Source organism: Dietzia maris (assembly GCF_036287335.1).
In the GTDB taxonomy this organism is placed as follows: Bacteria; Actinomycetota; Actinomycetes; order Mycobacteriales; family Mycobacteriaceae; genus Dietzia; species Dietzia cinnamea.
In genome coordinates this window covers 1084844-1103335 of sequence record NZ_CP143053.1, presented here as the reverse complement: position 1 = coordinate 1103335, position 18492 = coordinate 1084844, and the positions used below count along the sequence as shown (strand labels likewise).

14 protein-coding genes and 2 tRNA genes are annotated in these 18492 nt (G+C 72.3%); 5 read left to right on the top strand and 11 right to left on the bottom strand.

The features are described from left to right. Positions 1-11: 11 nt before the first annotated feature. Complete coding sequence (locus VYL96_RS05025; protein ID WP_106385777.1) at positions 12-722, bottom strand: chymotrypsin family serine protease; 711 nt, start codon at positions 720-722, stop codon at positions 12-14. A 150-nt stretch (positions 723-872) separates the two neighbouring features. Further along, positions 873-1517: a TetR/AcrR family transcriptional regulator gene (locus VYL96_RS05020; RefSeq protein WP_106385776.1), complete on the bottom strand. Its 645-nt coding sequence runs from the start codon at positions 1515-1517 to the stop codon at positions 873-875. A 169-nt stretch (positions 1518-1686) separates the two neighbouring features. Here VYL96_RS05020 and VYL96_RS05015 point away from each other — a divergent pair, with 169 nt between their 5' ends. After that, on the top strand, positions 1687-2814 hold the full coding sequence (locus VYL96_RS05015) for an acyl-CoA dehydrogenase family protein (RefSeq protein WP_407935073.1): 1128 nt from the start codon (positions 1687-1689) through the stop codon (positions 2812-2814). On the opposite strand, the gene VYL96_RS05010 is transcribed toward VYL96_RS05015, so the two are convergent. The 5 genes from VYL96_RS05010 to VYL96_RS04990 form a co-directional block, all read right to left on the bottom strand. Beyond that, the gene (locus tag VYL96_RS05010) at positions 2811-4004 is read right to left on the bottom strand and encodes an FAD-dependent oxidoreductase (protein WP_165928420.1); all 1194 of its coding nucleotides are present in this window, start codon (positions 4002-4004) and stop codon (positions 2811-2813) included. The genes VYL96_RS05015 and VYL96_RS05010 overlap by 4 nt on opposite strands. A 220-nt stretch (positions 4005-4224) precedes the next feature. Continuing rightward, positions 4225-4301 (bottom strand) — tRNA-Met (locus tag VYL96_RS05005). A 232-nt stretch (positions 4302-4533) separates the two neighbouring features. Continuing rightward, positions 4534-4610, bottom strand: a tRNA-Met gene (locus VYL96_RS05000). A 117-nt stretch (positions 4611-4727) separates the two neighbouring features. Next, positions 4728-7805 (bottom strand): UPF0182 family protein, encoded by a 3078-nt coding sequence (locus VYL96_RS04995; protein WP_207913507.1) that lies wholly within the window; start codon positions 7803-7805, stop codon positions 4728-4730. 66 nt (positions 7806-7871) lie between these two features. Then, positions 7872-8933 carry a YlbL family protein gene (locus VYL96_RS04990; protein ID WP_131884956.1) on the bottom strand — a complete coding sequence of 354 codons (1062 nt, stop codon included), beginning with the start codon at positions 8931-8933 and terminating at the stop codon, positions 7872-7874. A 79-nt stretch (positions 8934-9012) separates the two neighbouring features. Between VYL96_RS04990 and VYL96_RS04985 the strand changes: the two genes are divergently transcribed. Next, positions 9013-10410, top strand: a complete 1398-nt coding sequence (locus VYL96_RS04985; protein ID WP_131884957.1) for a zinc-dependent metalloprotease — start codon at positions 9013-9015, stop codon at positions 10408-10410. A gap of 29 nt (positions 10411-10439) precedes the next feature. Here VYL96_RS04985 and VYL96_RS04980 read toward each other — a convergent pair whose 3' ends face one another. Continuing rightward, positions 10440-11144: a M48 metallopeptidase family protein gene (locus VYL96_RS04980; RefSeq protein ID WP_329439323.1), complete on the bottom strand. Its 705-nt coding sequence runs from the start codon at positions 11142-11144 to the stop codon at positions 10440-10442. Positions 11145-11278: 134 nt separating this feature from the next. On the opposite strand from VYL96_RS04980, the gene VYL96_RS04975 reads away from it, so the two are divergent. Next, a complete protein-coding gene (locus tag VYL96_RS04975) occupies positions 11279-12415 on the top strand; it encodes a hypothetical protein (protein ID WP_243699563.1) in 1137 nt (378 codons plus the stop codon). A gap of 7 nt (positions 12416-12422) precedes the next feature. Then, entirely contained in the window at positions 12423-13739 is a 1317-nt protein-coding gene (locus VYL96_RS04970) for an ABC1 kinase family protein (protein WP_131884959.1), read from the top strand. 33 nt (positions 13740-13772) lie between these two features. Here the strand turns inward: VYL96_RS04970 and VYL96_RS04965 are convergent, their stop codons facing one another. Next, the gene (locus VYL96_RS04965) at positions 13773-15917 is read right to left on the bottom strand and encodes an ATP-dependent DNA helicase UvrD2 (protein ID WP_207913515.1); all 2145 of its coding nucleotides are present in this window, start codon (positions 15915-15917) and stop codon (positions 13773-13775) included. A gap of 138 nt (positions 15918-16055) precedes the next feature. Here VYL96_RS04965 and VYL96_RS04960 point away from each other — a divergent pair, with 138 nt between their 5' ends. Further along, positions 16056-16325 (top strand): mycoredoxin, encoded by a 270-nt coding sequence (locus VYL96_RS04960; protein ID WP_043567235.1) that lies wholly within the window; start codon positions 16056-16058, stop codon positions 16323-16325. Between the two features lie 53 nt (positions 16326-16378). Here the strand turns inward: VYL96_RS04960 and nudC are convergent, their stop codons facing one another. Both nudC and VYL96_RS04950 read right to left on the bottom strand, forming a co-directional pair. Continuing rightward, complete coding sequence (gene nudC / locus VYL96_RS04955; RefSeq protein ID WP_131884960.1) at positions 16379-17305, bottom strand: NAD(+) diphosphatase; 927 nt, start codon at positions 17303-17305, stop codon at positions 16379-16381. A gap of 82 nt (positions 17306-17387) precedes the next feature. After that, positions 17388-18467, bottom strand: coding sequence for a potassium channel family protein (locus VYL96_RS04950; RefSeq protein ID WP_131884961.1), 1080 nt, complete (start codon positions 18465-18467; stop codon positions 17388-17390). Positions 18468-18492: the final 25 nt, after the last annotated feature.

The window sequence follows — 18492 nt, the reverse complement described above, 5'->3', positions numbered from 1 at the left end:
CGGCCGGGCCGTCAGGCCATCCGGAAGCCGCTTCCGGGCCAGTTGCGCGCGGTGGCGTCGGCGACGATCGCGTCGAACGAGTACCCCAGCGCGGGCAGGAAGAACGGCGACTGGGCCGGGTGCAGGCACGAGGGCAGAACAGGGCCGAGGCTGCCGGCCGCCCCGGCCGCCGGCGGCATGTGGCCGCCCGAGACCAGGCCCACGAGCCGGCCGTCGCGGGTGATGGGCCCGCCGGAATCCCCGTACCCTGCACAGGCGTGGCTCCAGAACCTGTCACCCTCGCGCTGCCAGGTGATGCCGCACGTGTGGCCGGTCGACAGGCCGTCCTTGCAGACGACGTCGCCGAACTCCGGCGCCGGCCCGCGGCCGACCACGCCGGCCTGGCGGACGGGGACCGCGACGCCCGGGTCCAGGCGGATGACCGAGTAGTCGAGGATCTCGTTGCGGGTGGCGACCGTGCCGATCACGCCCGCGCCCTGGTTGTCGCGGAGGATGACCGGGACGTTTATCCGATCGCTGCAGTGGGCGGCCGTGAACGCGACTGGGGTGCCCGCCGCGTCGTAACCGGCGGCGGTGATGGTGCATCCCGCCACTCCCCCGACGAGCACGGGGGTCGCGCCGCCGACGGGCACCGCCGCCTGGGCGGCTGCGGGCGCCATCAGCGTGGCGGCGCCGGCCATCACGGCCGTCGCGGCGAGTTTCGCCAGACGGGTGAACCTCATGAGCGTGTCCTTCCCACCCCTGGCGGAATGCCCGGGTCTACGCTCCGTCAGACTAGCGGCCGGGGCCCCGCCGTGCACGACGCACGCGCGCGTCACCGGCGCGCCTCCCGAATCCGGGTGCGGCGCCACCGCCCAGCGGCACACCGCCGGTCAGTGCTCCCCGACCGTGATCCGGATGGTGGGACGTCGGTCGTCGGCACCGCCGATCCGACACCAGATCGCGGCCACGATCGGTTCGAGGAACAGTTCGCCGACCTGCCCCATGAGGGTGCGCACCACCTGGACCTTCTCCGAGGAGCGCGTGGAGGCGTGGCCGCCGCGGCGCAGACTCTCGACCTCCCTGGTGGTGAGGTCGACGATCGCCGCGAGCAGCGGAGCGCCCCGGCCGTCGGGCTCTATCAGGGCGCGGTTGATGTACTTCACCACCATCGGGTTGCGCTCGAGCATGTCGCGCACGGCGGCGTCGCGGGCCGCGACCACCTCCGCCGGGGACCCGGTGTGCTCGACGGTCGCCAGCGCGTCGACGACGTGCTCCACCACGAGGTCGTCCACCGCGCGGCGCAGCCCCTCTTTGGTGCCGAAGTGATGCTGGATCAGCCCGATGGTCACGCCGACCTCGGCGGCGACACGGCGCATGGAGACCCGGTCCTCGCCGTGGTCCGAGTACAGCTCCAGGGCGGCGTACCGGATCCGCGCGCGGGCGGTGAGGTCGCCGTCGGCGGAGCGCGGCGGGCCGGAGTCGCCCGCCCCTGCGCCGCCGCCGGACCCGGGGCCAGCCGAACCCACCTCGCCCATCACGCACACCTCTCGCCGCGACGTGCGGCGCCCGAGGCGACCGCCGGAATGACGACCATACACCTGTATGCCATGCGGTTGTATGGTGGTGCTCGACAAGGCCACGCCGGCCCCCACCTCACTCTGGAGTCGCCCCGTGTTCGAGCCCGCCCCCTTCCGCTCCCCCTGGATGACTGACGACCTGGACGCTCTCCGTGCGCACACCCGCGCCTTCCTCGAGAAGGAGACCGCCCCGCACCTCGAGCGGTGGGCCGAGCAGGGCGCGGTGGACCGCGAGTTCTGGAACAAGGCCGGCGACGCGGGCCTGTTGTGCATCTCGATCCCCGAGGAATACGGGGGCGGCGGCGGCTCGTTCGCCCACGAGGCCGTCATCGCGGAGGAGCAGACCCGGGCGCTGGACGACGGCTGGGGCAACTCGGTCCACAGCACGATCGTCGCCCACTACATCCTCCAGTACGGCACCCAGGAGCAGAAGCAGCGTTGGCTGCCGAAGCTCGCGACCGGCGAGATGGTGGGCGCCATCGCCATGACCGAGCCCGGCGCCGGGTCGGACCTGCAGGCACTGCGCACCACGGCCACGCGCGACGGCGACGACTTCGTGGTCAACGGCTCCAAGACGTTCATCTCCAACGGCATGCACTGCGACCTGCTCGTCATCGTGGCGCGCACGGGCGGGGAGGGCGCACAGGGCCTGTCCCTGCTGGTGGCGGAGACGCCCGGACTGAAGGGCTTCAACCGCGGCCGCAAGCTCGACAAGATCGGCCTGAAGTACCAGGACACGATGGAGTTGTTCTTCGACGACATGCGCGTCCCGGTGGGCAACATCCTGGGCGGCGAGGGCCAGGAGGGGCAGGGCTTCATCCAGCTGATGCAGCAGCTCCCGCAGGAGCGCCTCATCATCGCGGTGACCGCGGTCGCCGCCGCCGAGACCGCCGTGCGCCTGGCGACCGACTACGCCAAGGAGCGTGAGGCGTTCGGCAAGCCGATCCTCAAGTTCCAGAACCTGCGCTTCGAGCTGGCCGAATGTAAGACCGAGGCGCTGGCCGCCCGCACTCTGCTGGACCACTGCATCTCGCTGCATCTCAAGGGCGAGCTCGACCCGGCGACGGCGTCCATGGCCAAGTACTTCTGCACGGACAAGCAGTGCGAGATCATCGACCGCTGCCTGCAGGTCTTCGGCGGCTACGGCTTCATGACCGAGTACCCGATCGCCCGCATGTACGCCTCGGCGCGCGTGCAGAAGATCTACGGCGGGACCAACGAGATCATGAAGGAGCTGATCTCCCGGACGCTCTAGAGTCGCGAGCCCTCCCGCAGGTCCGCGACGATCTGGCGCACGGCGTCACGGCCCGCCCGGTTGGCCCCCACGGTCGACTGGGACGGGCCGTAGCCGATGAGGAACAGTCTCGGCTGGTCGAGCGCCCGTCCGTCGGCGACGCGGATCCCGCCCTCGGCCGTCCGCAGCCCGAGCGGGGCGAGATGGGCGATCGCGGGCCGGAACCCGGTGGCCCAGAGGATGACGTCCGCCGGCTCGAGCCGCCCGTCGGGCATCCGCACTCCGTCGGGCTCGATGCGGGTGAACATCGGGTGGCGCACGAGGACGCCGCGCGCGTCGGCGCGGTCGATCCACGGCGCGCGGTACATGCCGGTGACGCGGATGACACTCTCCGGCGGCAGCCCCCTCGCCGTGCGCTCGGCGACGCGGTCGATTGCGGCGGAGAAGTTGTCCGGCGGCGGGCCGGTCTCCCACTCGATCTCCCGCCGCGTCACCCACAGGGTGTCGGCGACACGGGATATCTCCTCGAGCAGCTGCGTGGCCGAGATGCCGGCGCCGACGATCACGACGCGCTGCCCGGTGAACTCGTCGGCCGACACGTAGTCGTGGACGTGGACCTGTCGCCCGCGGAAGGTCTCCTGTCCGGGGTAGTACGGCCAGAACGGTCGGGTCCAGGTGCCGGTGGCGTTGATGACGTAGCGGGCCGCCCAGGTCCGTGGGTCTCCGGGGCGAAAGGTGCCGCGGCGGGGCGCACCGGTCGGTTCGGTGACGACGACGAGGTGGTCTCCGGCCGGGTCGACCCTCCCAGGGACCGGTCTGCGTACCGAGCGGACACGGACCGGTCGCCGGACGTCGAGGTCGTGGCGGGCCTCGTAGTCGGCGAAGTAGCGGGGCAGGATCTCGCGGCTGGGCGTGTCCGGGTCGACGTCGGGCACGGGGTGGTCCGGGAGGGCGAAGATCCCGTTGACCGTGCGCATGGTGAGCGACTCCCAGCGGTGCTGCCACGCGCCGCCCGGGGCCTCGTCGGCGTCGAGCATGACGAAGGTGCGCTCGCTCCGGTCCTCACCCGCGGCCCGGCCGGCCGGGGCGAAGCCACGGCGTCGCAGGTGGTATCCGGCGGACAGGCCGGCCTGCCCGGCTCCGATGACGACCACGTCGACGGGCGCGGCGGGTGTCCCGGGTTCGAGTGTCACGCCCCCATGGTCGGTCATCCGGGCCGTCCGAGTCGACGAGGGCCCTTCGTCGATGGCGGCGCGGGTCTTCATACCGGTGTCCTCCAGGGTCCGCAGCAGGTCCCCGGGGGGTTCGACGCCGGCGGGCGCGCGGCGGTCGCCGACGCGGATCGGACACTAACCCGGTGGCCGCGCCGGACGGGGTTCCTCCCGAAACGAGCTCAGGCCCGGCTCCCTGAGGGAACCGGGCCTGAGTGCGTGGTAGCGGGGACAGGATTTGAACCTGCGACCTCTGGGTTATGAGCCCAGCGAGCTACCGAGCTGCTCCACCCCGCGTCGATCATCCGGGCGATACCGGGTGACGTGAGACCGTCCGGCGGTCGAGTGGTCTCCCTCTCGGCTCCGCTTCGGTCAGGTACGACCTTAGCAAAGAGCGACCGCGAACCACGAATCGGCCGGGGGCGCCGATGCCGTGCGGAGCGATGCCGTCCGGAGCGATGCCGTCCGGAGCGACCCCGCCCGAACGACGAAGGGCCCCTCCGTGAGGAAGGGCCCTTCGTCGTGCACGTGGTAGCGGGGACAGGATTTGAACCTGCGACCTCTGGGTTATGAGCCCAGCGAGCTACCGAGCTGCTCCACCCCGCGTCGATTGCATCTATGACACTACGTGCCACTGAACCGACAAGGCAAATCGGCCGGCCGTACGACGACGCCCGGGCCGGTCACACGGGGAGACCGGCCCGGGCGGACGGAGTCGGGTCGTCAGTTGCCGTTGCCGAGCGCCTGGTAGGCGTCGACGGCGGCCTGCAGGTCCTCGAGCGCCTGCCCGAGATCGGAGAGGTCTCCCCCGCTCTGGGCCGAACGGACGGCGTTCAACGCCTCGTTGAGCTCGCGCACCGCGGCTTCACGGGAGGCCTCGTCGCCGCCACCACCGCCACCGCCGGCCGCGGGTGAGGACGGGCGGGGGGCCGTGCCCTCGGCGGGCCGCGACGTGCCGCCCTCCGCCTGGGCCTCGGCCTGACCGGTCTCGTCGATCCGCACGGTGTCGGGATCCGTCTCGATACCGACCTGCTGCAGCGCCTCGTACAGGGTGGGCGCGTACCCGACCGCGCGGTCGTAGCTCACCATCACGCGCAGCAGACGCGGGAACGCGGAGTCCTGGTCCTTGCGCTGCGTGTAGATCGGCTCGACGTACAGCACCGAGTCCCCGGCCAGCGGCAGCGCCAGAAGGTTGCCCTCGGTGATTTCCGCCGTCTCACCCCACAGGCGACGGTCCTGGGCGATCGCCGGCGAGGCGATCATGATGTCCTGCGCCTGGTTCGGGCCCTGCGCCAGCGGCTCGGTGCGCCGCTGCACGCGCACGGTGATCTCGCCGTACGTCTCCGGGTCCGAGCTCGCCGACATGTGCGCGGCGAGGAACTCGCGCTCGTACCCGCGGAACGCGGAGATGAGCTGGAACGAGGGCTCGTCGGACTCCGGGTCCGTCGGGTCCGAGACCACCACGTAGTACGGCGGCTGGCTCGGGCCGTCGCGGTCCACGGTCTGTGCCCCGGCCGGGCCACCCGCGGTCCCGGGAGCGGGGGCGGTGCCGGGCCCGGCCGCCGGCGGGGTCTGCGGGTTCTGGATGGACGAGGTCACCGTCGGGTCGGACGGCACCGACCAGAAGGCGTCGTTCGTGAAGAACTGACCCGGATCGTCGACCTGGTACTTGGCGAGCAGCTCGCGCTGCACCTTGAACAGGTCCTCGGGGTAGCGCAGGTGCTCGGAGAGCTCCTCGGAGATCGCGTCACGCGGCTGCACGATGCCCGGCAGGGCCTTCATCCACGTCTGCAGCACCGGGTCGGACTCGTCGAACGCGTACAGGTCCACCGTGCCGTCATAGGCGTCGACGGTGGCCTTGACCGAGTTGCGGATGTAGGAGACCTCCTCGTCCGGCAACACGCGGCCGCTGCCGTCGCTCAGGGAGTCCGAGGTCATGGCCTCCAGCGAGCTGAGCTCGGCGTACGGGTAGGTCTTGAGCGTCGTGTAGCCGTCGACGATCCACTTGATGCGCCCGTCGATCACCGCCGGGTACGTGTTGGTGTCCGTGGTCAGCCACGGGGCGACCTTCTGCACGCGGTCACGCGGGTCGCGGTCGTAGAGGATCTTCGAGTCGTCACCGATGAGGCTCGACAGCAGGATGTTCCGCTCGGCGAACTTCAACGCGTACGCGATCCGGTTGACCCACCCGCCGATCGGCACACCGCCTGAGCCGGTGTAGGTGTACTGCTCGGCGTCGGTGTCGTACTCACGCGGGCCGTCGCCGTTGTCACCGACGATCGCGTAGTCGGGATCCGACTGGGCGATGAGCTCACCGAAGTAGATCCGCGGCTGCGTGACCGGGATCATCATGTCCTCGCCGTTGTTGATCGCGTCGAGGTCCGACACCTGGTAGTTGGGCAGGCCACCACGGTCCGAGCCCGCGTCGTCGGCGATCTCGTTGACGCGGTTCGCGGGAGCGGCCACGAAGCCGTTGCCGTGGGTGTACACGGTGTGGCGGTTGATCCAGTCGCGCTGGTTGGCCTGCAACGACGCCGGGTTGAGCTCGCGCGCGGCCACGAGGAAGTCCTGCATCTCGCCGTCGATCGTGTACCGGTCGATGCTCAGGGTCTCGGGGAAGCCGTAGAAGTTGCGCAGCTGCTGCTGCTGGGTGAAGGTCGGCGCCAGGACGTTGGGGTCGAGCACGCGGACGTTGGACAGCGTCGTGATGTCCGAGGCGGCCTCGCGGGGGTTCGGGTCGGCCGAACCCCAGTTGTCGATGTAGGTCACCCGGTCGTCACCGATGTCGTAGGCGGCGCGCGTCGCCTCGATGTTGCGGGCGATGTACTCCCGCTCCTTCTCGGCGCGGTTGGGGTTGACCGAGAACTGCTCGACGGCCAGCGGCCACGCCGACCCCACCACGAGGGCGGAGAACAGGAGCAGGACCGTGGCCAGCGCGGGGATCCGCAGGTCCCGGATGACGATGGCGGAGAAGAACGCGACCGCACACACCAGGGCCACCGAGAACATGAAGATCTTGGCCGGCATGAGGGCGTTGACGTCGGTGTAGCTGGCGCCAGTGAACGTGGCGTTCTCGCTGAACAGCAACTCGTACCGGTCGAGCCAGTACGCCGCCGCCTTGGCGAGGACGAACAGGCCCGCGAGGCTCACCAGCTGGATGCGGGCCGCCCGGGTAAGCGCACCCTCGCGGGCGCCGGGGCGGAGACCGCCGAAGATGTAGTGCGTGACGAGGTTGGCCAGGAACGCCAGCACGATGGCGACCATCAGCCACGTGACGATCGCGCGCCACATCGGCAGCTCGAACGCGTAGAAGGAGATGTCGAGCCCGAACTGCGGGTCAGTCTCACCGAACGGCGTCGAGTTGAAGAACGCGAGCACCGTCTGCCAGCCGGTCTGCGCGACCGAGCCGGCCAGGACGGCGAGCACGGCCGGGATCCAGAACACGGTCTTACCGGGCGAGGCGCCCATGGCCGCGCGGTACCGGGCCAGCGCGTCCGGCATCCCCGGCTGGGCGAGGAAGACGGGACGGGCGCGGTAGGCCAGCATGATGCCGGCGGTCACCGCCAGCCCCACCAGGAGCGCGACCACGACGAACACCCCGAGTCGCGTGAGCAGCTCGGTGCGGAACACGCTCGTCGCGTCGACGCTGCCGAACCACAGCCAGTCCGTATAGGCCGTGTTCAGTCGCGGTAGGACCTGGATGAGGAGGATGAGGACGACGACGGCGACGGCGACGGCCCGACCGCGACGCGAGATCGCGATCGGCCGACCTGGGGGGTTGCCGGGTGGGCGGACGGACACCTGGGATGCTCCTGCACTGCTGGGGCGGACATGCTCGTGGGCCCCACCTTACGGAAAACCCCCGCCTCAGCCGCAGGTCGGTGGCCGCCCCCCGGAAGCGGCCGTCTCCAGCGCCTCCACCGCGCCGCCCAGGGTCGACACCTCGATGAGCCGGATGCCCTCGGGAGGGTCCTGCACAGCCTCCGCACAGTTGGCGGCGGGCACGAGGAACTCGCTCACCCCGGCCTCGTGGGCGGCCCGGATCTTGTGCCGGATGCCGCCGATCGACCCGACCGTGCCGTCGGGCAGGATCGTGCCCGAGCCCGCGACCCGCGCCCCCCCGGTCGTCTCCCCCGGTGACAGCTTGTCCACGATCGCCAGCGCCAGCACCAGGCCCGCCGAGGGGCCGCCCACACCCGGATCCACCGTGATGTCCACGTCGGTGCCGTCCGCCGGGGAGTCACCGACCAGGATGCCCAGCCGGCCCTGGTCTGGATCGCCGTCCGGCCCGGCCGGCTGCAACCTCGTCGTCGTCGACCCCTCCCGGCCGTCCCGGGTGTACCCGATCGTGATCTCATCCCCCGCTCGGCGCTCGCCGACCCGCTCGACCACGGACGTGGCGTCCTCGACCGGCTCCCCGTCGATCGACGTCAGCACGTCGCCCTCCTCCAGACGCCCGGCGACCGCGCCGTCGGGCTCCACACCCTCGACGCGGGGCTGCATCGGGATCCCCAGGTGGCGGTAGGCGGCCGCCTCGGCCGAGTTCTCCGACCCGACCATCTGCGCGGCGTTGGACTCACGCACCTCGTCGCGCGACCGGTCCGGCGGGAACACCTGGTCCCGCGGCACGACGACCTGCGCAGGGTCCAGCCAGAAGCGCGCCGCGTCGACCAGGGTGAGACGGTCCCGCACCGCCACCGTCGTCATGAGCAGCGACCCCGCGGTCTCGTCGGCCGGCCTGCCGACCACGTCGATCACCGGGACCCGCTCGACCTCACCGTTCTCGGTCTCCACCTCAGCCGTCCCGAAAGTGTCATAAGTGGGCCCCGGGCCCATCGACACCAACGGGACGGTGGCCGATGTCGCCAGGACGAGCAGCAGGACCGCCGGCACCAGCGCGGCGAGGACGGTTAAGAGGCGGCGGCTCACGGGGGCAAGGGTAGTCCGCGCCCGGCCGCCACCGCGTCGCGGCCGAACCCCGCACCCCTGCACGCTGTACCGTTGTGGCATGAACCAGCCCTTCGGTTTCTCCGCCTCCGACGACGACGGGCGCGACGACGACCGGGACCGTAATCCCGGCGGATCGGGCGGCGCCGGTGGCCCCGGTGGCCCCGGCGGATTCGACCCCTCGCAGTTCGGCAACCTCGGCCAGATGCTCTCCCAGTTCGGGCAGATGCTCGGGTCCATGGGATCGGCCATGTCCGGCCCCGGCAGCTCTGGCCCCGTCAACTACCAGCTGGCGCGGACGGTCGCCCTGCAGGCGCTCGGCCGCACGCCCGTGATCACCGACTCCTCGCGCACGGCCGTCCAGGAGTCCGTCCGCCTCGCCGAACTGTGGCTCGACGACACCACCCTGTTCCCCTCCGGCGTCCACCGCACCGAGGCGTGGACCCCGCAGCAGTGGGTCGAGCAGTCGCTGCCCACCTGGGAGAAGATCTGCACCCCGGTCGCCGAGCAGATGAACTCGGCCACCAAGGGCGCCATGCCCGAGGAGGCCCGCCAGCTCGCCGGCCCGCTGCTCGGCATGCTCGACCAGATGGGCGGCATGGGCTTCGGCATGCAGCTCGGTCAGGGACTCGGCAAGCTCGCCCCGGCCGTCCTCTTCTCCTCCGAGGTGGGCATCCCGTTCGGCGCCGACGGGGTGGCCGCCCTCTCGCCCGCCGCGATCGACGCGTTCGCCGACGAGCTGGAACTGCCCCGCCAGGAGGTCGTCGTGTTCCTCGCCGCGCGCGAGGCCGCCCACCTGCGACTGTTCTCCGGCGCGCCCTGGCTGCGCGCCCGCTTCCTCGCCACCGTCGACGAGTACGCGCGCGGCATCCGCGTCGACACCTCCGGGCTCGACGACCTCGCCTCCGGGCTGGACCCGTCGATGCTCCAGGACCCGGCCAAGCTGCAGGAACTGCTCTCCGGCGGCGCCGGTGCGATCGGCCCCAAGGTCACCAACGTCAACGAGGCGGCCCTCGGCCGCCTCGAGACACTCCTCGCCCTCGTCGAGGGCTGGGTCGACGCCGTGGTCACGGCCGCCGTCGGCGACCGGCTCCCCAGCGCCGACAAACTCCGCGAGATGTGGCTGCGCCGCCGCGCCACCGGCGGGGCCGCCGAGCAGGCCTTCGCCAGCCTCGTCGGGCTCGAACTGCGCCCGCGGCTCGCCCGCGAGGCCTCCGAACTGTGGCGCCGGGTCGGCGAGGCCGTCGGCATCGAACGCCGCGACGGTCTGTGGAGCCACCCCGACCTGCTGCCCGTCGGCGAGGACCTCGAGAACCCGGCCGCCGTGATCGACCGCCTCCTCGACGACTCGAGCGGCGACTCCGGCGGCGTCGACGAGATCGAGCGGTTCCTCCGCGAGTCCGGCGGCGGGATCGGTGGAGACGGCACCGGCTCCGAGGGGCCGCGCGACGCGGACTGACCCGCCCGCTCGGCCCCGGGCGGGGCCGGTCAGGGCGAGTCGGCCTCGTCGTCGTCTCCTTCGATCAGGTCCCCCACTCCCTCGCCGGCACCGCCGCCCCCGTCGTCGGGGGCGGCGTCCCCGCCCCCGGGTGCGCCCGCGGCGCCACGGAGGACCCGCGAGTACGCCTCGAGGTACCCCATCGCGCGCTCGGCGCGCGGGAAGCGGCGCACCACCTCCCAGAACTCCGGCGGATGCCCGCCCGGCACCACGAGGTGGGCCAGTTCGTGGACGAGGACGTAGTCCAGCACGTACGCCGGGACGTCCCGCAGCGCCTCGCTGATCCGGATCTCCCCCGACGCCGGTGAGCACGACGCCCACCGCGTGGTCATCGACGGCACCCATCGCACCGACGACGGCCGCGGGCGCCCCTCCACCCACCTGTCCGACAACCCGGAGGCCCGCCGCATCAGGTCCTCGTCCGACACCCTCGGACCCCGACGGCGACCCGACCGTGCCAGACGGCCGAGCATGTCCGAGACCAGGCGTCGCTCCTCGGCCCGGGGCAGCCCCGCCGGCATGAGCACGACCACCGTCTCCCCCTCCACCCGCGCGGACACCGTCCGCTTGCGGCGCCGCGACCGCCGGATCTCGATCCGCGGGTCGTCGGGGTCCGTGGGCAGCGCCGACGCCGCGGCCGGACCGCCGGGGGCGGTGTCCTCGGATCGGCCGGCGGGGCGAGGGGCTGACGGCACGCCGACCACGGTAGACCACCGGACGACGCGCCCTCGCGGGCCGCCGTCCACACGCGCGATCCGCCCTCCCGTGCCTGTGGATAACCCCGCCGGCGGGCCCGGTGCCCCGGCGATCACGTGCCACGATGACACCCGTGACCCCGCCTACCCCGCTCACCGCGCCCGCCGACGCACCCCGGCGCGCCACGGAGCCGCCACGTGCCACGGAGCCGCCGCGCGGCGTCGTCATCGCCGCGCCCGCCGAGGTCGGGGCCACCGCGACCGGGCCCGTCCGTCCGGATACCTCGTCGCCTCTCGGCACCTCGTCGCCGATCCGCGCGACGCTGCGTCCGGGCACCGTGGTCGTCGTTCGAGACGGCCGCAGCGTGCAGGTCGGGCTCGCGCCGGACAGGGCGGTGGTCGTCGACGCGCCGGCCGCCGTCGACGCCCGCCGCCTCGCCGCCCTGCTCACCGGGCTCGAGGGCGGGGCCGACCTCGACTCGGCCGCCCGCCGCGCCGGGATCGACGCCACCGGGCGGACCGCCGTCGCACGGATCCTCGCCCGCCTGGCCGATCTCGGGCACGTCCACCTCGACGCGCCCGGCCCGAGCGCACCCGCACTCGCGCCCTCCACACCCGCGCGCTCCACGTCCGCGCGCTCCACGCCTGCGCCCTCCGCGACGCCCGCCCGGGCGCGGCCCGCCCCCGTCCGCCGGGTCCACATCCTGGGCTCCGGTCAGGTCTCCGAGGTCCTGCGCGGACCGCTGTCCGTCAACGGATGCCGGGTGAGCACCGGACCCACCCCCGGATTGGCGCTCGACGCCGAACGGCCACCCTGGCACCGCCGCGGACAGCCACCCGACCTCGTGATCCTCACCGGCACCGTCTCCGTCGACCCCGTCATCACGACCGCCCTCAGCCGCGGCGGGCAGGCGCACATGCACGTGTACTGCCGCGACGGTAGGGTGGTGGTGGGACCGACCGTCGTGCCCGGACTCAGCACGTGCCTGCGGTGCACCGACCTGTTCCGGGCCCGCAGGGACCCACGCTGGCCGTTCGTCGCCGCCCAGCTCATCGGACACTCCCCCGACGCCGGCGTCCCCGCCCTGACCGCCGCGGCCGCGCTCGTGCTGGCCGAGGTCGCCGCGACCCGCGAACCGACCGGTCGGATGCAGACGGTCGGCGCCTCCGTCGAGATCAACCCGGCCGAGGGACTGTGGCGTCGTATCGAATGGCCGGCCGTCGAGGGCTGCGACTGTGGGGCCGCCCCGGGGGCCCATCCTCTGTCATGATTGGGGCGTGTCCGATCTACCCCGTACCTCGTCCCGCCGCGCAGCACGCCTCGCGGGACTACCACTGGGCATCGCCGGCCGCGCTGCCGGATCGCTCGGACGCCGCGCCTTCGGGCGGGGCGAGGGGGATCTGACAGAGGAGCTCGCCGACCAGGCCGCGGAGCAGGTCTTCGCCGTCCTCGGAGAGCTCAAGGGCGGCGCCATGAAGGTCGGGCAGGCCCTGAGCGTGTTCGAGGCCGGCATGCCGGACAAGTACGCCGAGCCGTTCCGCGAGGCGCTCACCAAGCTCCAGTCCGAGGCCCCGCCCATGCCCGCCGCCGAGGTGGAACGCGTCCTGGACGCCCAGCTCGGGCTGCGGTGGCGGGAGCGGTTCTCGGAGTTCGACGGCGAGGCCGCCGCGGCGGCCTCGATCGGCCAGGTGCATCGCGCCGTCTGGTCCGACGGCCGCGAGGTGGCCGTCAAGGTGCAGTACCCGGGGGCCGACGAGGCCCTGCGCTCGGACCTGCGCCAGCTCCGCAGACTGGCCCCGCTGTTGCGCCCGCTCAACCCGGGGACCGACATCAGGGGCATCATCGACGAGCTGTACGACAGCACGGTGAGCGAACTCGACTACCGCACCGAGGCCGACACCCAGCGCATCTTCTCGGCCGCGTTCCGCGACGACCGCCAGTTCCACGTCCCCTCCGTGCTGGCCTCCGCGCCCAAGGTGCTGGTCACCGAGTGGGCGGACGGCCGCGCGCTGAGTCGGATCTCCGCCGACGGCAGTCCCGAGGAGCGTAATCTCGCCGGGGAACTACTGACCGAGTTCCAGTTCAGCTCCCCCGTGCGGGCGCGGTTGATGCACGGCGATCCGCATCCGGGCAACTTCCTGCTGGCCGACGACGGTCGCCTGGTGGTGCTGGACTTCGGCGCGTCCATCCCGCTCCCCGAGGGCATACCGACCGTGCTGACCTCGATGCTGCGGCACGCGCTGGCCGATGACGCGGATGAGCTCGTGAGGGTGATGACCCGCGCGGGCTACGTGGGGCGGGGCGGGCTGGATCCCGCCGACGCGATGGCGTTCCTCAACCCGTTCATCGAGCCGATGCGCGAGCCGGTGTTCCACTTCGACCGCGCGTGGATGCAGGGCATTATGGCCGTCTACGGGGACGTCTCGGGTCGGGAGTTCCGGACCTCGCGCTCGTTCGCGCTGCCCCGGGAGTTCGTGCTGATCCACCGGGTGCTGTCGGCGTCGGTCGGCATGCTGTGCCAACTCCAGGCGTCCGCGCCCTACCGGGAGATCGTGCGGCGCTGGATGCCCGAGATCTTCCCCGACGAGGACTGAGGCCGCCGGTCGTTCGAGGCCGCCGATCGGCCGTCAGGTGCCGCGGACCAGCTTGAGCACGTCGTCGCCGTACTCACCGAGCTTGTGCGCGCCGATCCCGCCGATCCGGCCCAGGGACCTCGTGTCGGCGGGACGGTCGCGGGCGATCTGTGCGAGGGTCTCGTTGGTGAACACGGTGTAGGCGGGTTTACCGATCCGTTCCGAGGTCTCGCGACGCCACTCGCGTAGCCGCTCGAACAGTTCGGTGTCGACCTCGACCGAGCAGTCGGGACACAAGCCGAGCGCCCGGTGCATGGGCCCGTTGAGCCTCTCCCCGCAGCCGCGGCAACGTCCCTTGTCGGACGAGTCGGTGGACCGCCGGGCGGCTGCCGGGGCCTGCGCCGGACGGACGGGATCGAGAAAGCGACTCGGCCGCCGGGTGGCTCGCCCCCCCGCGCGGCGGCTGCGACTCCACGAGAGCGACAGGTGCTCGCGGGCGCGGGTGATGCCCACGTAGAGAAGGCGGCGTTCCTCCTCGATCGCGTCGGGCCCGGCGTTGATCGCGTGGCTGATCGGCAGGCTGCCCTCGTGCACGCCGATGAGGAACACCGCGTCCCATTCGAGGCCCTTGGCGGCGTGGATCGACGCCAGCGTCACCCCCCGCTCGTCCGGCGCGTGCCGAGCGGCGGCGCGTTCCCTCAGGCCGGCCACGACCGGGAGCAGTCCCGGGCGGCTCTCGGCGGTGGCGATCTCCTCCGCCAGTCCCACCAGCGCGCTCAGGGAGTTCCACGTCTCGCGGGCCTGGGTGCCGGAGGGTTCCGCGGCGGTCAGGCCGAGGGGCTCGAGCGCCTGCCGGATGACCGCGACGATGTCCGCCGGGTCGGTCAACCCGGCGTGGGCGCCGGCCATCGCCTCGTCCGAGCCGTCGACGAGGCGGTCGATCGCCGACATGGCCCGGCGCACGACGGGGCGTTCGAAGAAGCCCTCGCCACCCTTGAGCCGGTACCCGATGCCGGCTTCGTCCAGAGCCGCCTCGATCCTCTCCGACTGGGCGTTGACCCGGTACAGCACGGCGATCTCCGCGGGATCGGTCCCGCCGTGCACTAGGTCGGCGACGGCCGCCGCGACGGCGTCGGCCTCCGAATCCTCGTCCGCGTACTCGGCGAGCACCGGCTCGGGCCCGGGCGGCCGCATACCGCGCAGCGTGAGGCCGGCGCTGCGGAACCGACCGGCTCCGGCGCCGATCACCGCGTTCGCCAGGTCCACGACCTGCGGGGTCGAACGGTAGTCGGACTCCAGCTTCACGACGGTCGCGCCGGGGTAGCGGTCGGCGAAGCCGAGGAGGAAGTCGGGCTCGGCGCCGGCGAAGGAGTAGATCGTCTGGTTGACGTCGCCCACCACCGTGAGGTCGTCGCGATTACCCAGCCATGCGGTGAGCAGCCGCTGCTGGGCCGGCGTGACGTCCTGGAACTCGTCCACGACAAAGCAGCGGTACCGGTCCCGGAACTCCTCCGCGATGGCCGGCACCTCCTCCACGAGCTCCGCCATGTGCGACAGGAGATCGTCGAAGTCGAGCATCCGGACCGGGCCGGAGACCTTGAGGTCCTCGTACGCCCGGAACGCCCGCGCCACCTCGGGCGCGGGAACCGGCAGGTCCCGTCCCAGAGCGACCGCCTGCTCCGCGTAGCTGTCGGGGGTGAGCAGGCTCGACTTGGCCCACCCGATCTCGGTCAGCACGTCGCGGATCGTCTCGGTGGCGGGATCGAGTCCGGCTCGCCTGACCGCCTGGGCGACCGCACGGAACTGACCGTCCAACAGCTGCCACGGCTCCTCGCCGTAGACCCGGGGCCAGAAGTAGGACAGGTTGCGCAGGGCAGCCGAGTGGAAGGTCCGCGCCTGGACCGGCCCGGTCCCGGCGTCCGCGACGCCGAGGCCCGCCAGGCGCATGCGCAGCTCCCCCGCGGCGCGGGCGGTGAACGTCACCGCCAGCACCTGGTCCCCGCGGACGTGTCCGGTGGTGACCAGGTGTGCGATGCGTCTGGTGATGGTGCGGGTCTTGCCCGTTCCCGCACCCGCGAGGATGCAGACGGGTCCGCGGGGCGCCAGCACGGCGCGACGCTGCTGCGGGTCCAGGCCCTCCAGAGCCGACTCCGCACCGCCTCGGCGCCCGACTCCCCGTCCGCCGACCTGGCCGCCCATCCGGCCGCCTTCCTGGCCACTCTCCCGGCCGCCGCGCCCCGTCTCACTCACGCCCCCATCGTGGCATCCGTGTCGGACACCGCGCCGGGGGCCTCCCCCCGGGGATGATTCCCACCGGCGTGGGCGTTACACCCCGTCATGAGCGATGTGACGACCAACGACGCCCTGACCCTGTACACCACCTCGTGGTGCCCGTTCTGCACGCGGCTGAAGAAGCTGCTGGACGAGAAGGAGATCGGCTACACGGAGATCGATGTGGACGCCGACGCCGAGGCGGCGGCGTTCGTCGAGAGCGTCAACGGCGGCAACCGGGTAGTGCCGACGGCCCTGTACTCGGACGGCACCACGGCCACCAACCCGCCGGCCTCCCAGGTGCGCGCGAAGCTCGCCGAGCTCGCCGGCGCCTGAGGCCCGGTCGTACGCGGGGCACCGCCGGGCCGGGTCGGCGGCGCCTCCTCGCGTCAGGCCCCGCCGTCGCGGTCGACGGCCGCGACCCAGGAGCGCAGCATGACGTGCGCGATGGACACCGGCGGGGCCACCATGAGGTCACCTCGACCGGCCAGCGCGTCCCGGACCCGGTCGACATCGAACCAGGCGGCCTCGCTGATCTCCTCGTCCTCGAGCAGGATCGGCGCCTCCGGGTCCGCCAAGGCCTGGAACCCGACCATGAGCGAGCGCGGGAACGGCCAGGGCTGGCTGCCCAGGTAGCGAACGCGGTCCACGACCACACCGACCTCCTCGGTGACCTCCCGGCGCACACATCCCTCGAGGGACTCGCCCGCCTCGACGAAGCCGGCCACGTGCGAGTACATCCCCGCCGGCCACACCGGTTGCCGCGCGAGGAGGACCTGCCGGCCGCCGTCGTGAACGAGGCAGATCACGGCGGGATCGGTCCGCGGGTACTCGAGTCCGCCGTGGAAGGGGTCCTCGATGGCCCACCCCGCTTCCTTCCGACGCGGGTGGTGGTCCGGCTGCCGGCCCCTGACGTTGTCGCGGTGCCACCCGAGAAGTGCCATGGCCTGCGCGGCCAGCGATCCGTCTCCTTCGACCAGGTCCGCCCCGCACGCGCGGAGGTTGCTCACGGCGGGGCTGTCGGGCAGCTCCTCGACGGGCACGGCCCAGATGTGTCGGCCGTCGTCGGTGCGTCCGAGGAAGACCGCGTCCTCGGGCAGTCGGTCGGCGTGGTCGAGGGCCGGCTCGAGCCGGATCCGCTTGCGCTCACCCGCGGTCGGTTCGGTCGCGAACCGGTTCCGCCGGTCGACCCTCATGATCCTCGCCGAGGCCCATCCCGCCGCGAGTCCGTCCGCGTCCTGCCGGAGCGGGGCGGCCCGGTCGGGCGCGGCCACCGACAGCACGGGATCGGAGTCCAGGGTGAAGTCCAGCGGCATCGTGACGGGTCCTTTTCGCCGGTCGTGAGGGGCGCCGATCAGCGTAGTCCGGCGGACCGGCCGGACGGCGCCGACCCGGGGATCAGCCCGCGACCATCCGGATGTAGAGCAGCCTGTCGCCGGCCTCCAACGCGTCCGCCTCCGGCTCGTTGACCTTGAGCAGCTGCCCCTTGCGCACCACGCCCAGCACGAGTTCGGCCAGGTGCCGCGGTGAACCGCCGACCTCGGACTCCTCCACGCGGCGCTCGGCGATCGAGAAGCCCTCGTCGGGCGTGAGCAGGTCCTCCATCATGCCCACGACGGTCGGGGTGATGGTGGCCAGGCCCAGCAGCCGGCCGGTGGTCTCGGCGGAGACCACGACGGAGTCGGCGCCGGACTGCTTGAGCAGGTGCTTGTTGTCGCTCTCACGGACCGTCGCGACGATCTTGGCGTGGGGTGCCAGTTCGCGGGCGGTGAGCGTGACCAGCACCGCGGTGTCGTCGGAGTTGGTGGCGACCACGACCGCGGAGGCGCGGGTGAGCCCGGCCAGTTTGAGCACGTCCGACCGGGTCGCCGACCCGTGGACGGTGACGAGCCCGTGGGCGGCCGCGACCTTGAGCGCCTGGGGGTCGGTGTCCACGACGACGATGTCGTCGGGGGCGATCTCGTCGGCGAGCATGGCGGCGACGGCCGACCTGCCCTTGGTGCCGTAGCCGACGACGACGGTGTGGTTGCGCACGACGCTCCTCCAACGCTGGATCTTCAGGGCCTGACGGGATTGTTCGGTGAGGACGGCGAGGGTGGTGCCGACGAGCAGGATGAGGAACACCAGGCGCAGGGGCGTGACGACGAGCGTGTTGATCAGCCGGGCCTGCTGCGTAATCGGGGTGATGTCCCCGTAGCCGGTCGTGGAGAGCGAGACGGTCGAGTAGTAGAAACAGTCGATCAGCGTCATCTCACCGTTCGGCCCGCCGCCGCCGGAGTAGCCGCCGCGGTCGGCCCAGACGACCAGCACGTTGAGGCACAGCGCGACGAGGGCCATGAGGACGCGCTTGCCGATCAGCCGCCACGGGCTCCCGACGTTCTCGGGGATGCTGACGACACCCACGAGGGCGTGGTCGGGGCTCTCGTCCAGTGGATCGTTGCCACGGAACCGGGACGCCAGTGCGCGTTTCTCGACCATGGGACTCCGTTTCCGCTGGCGGACC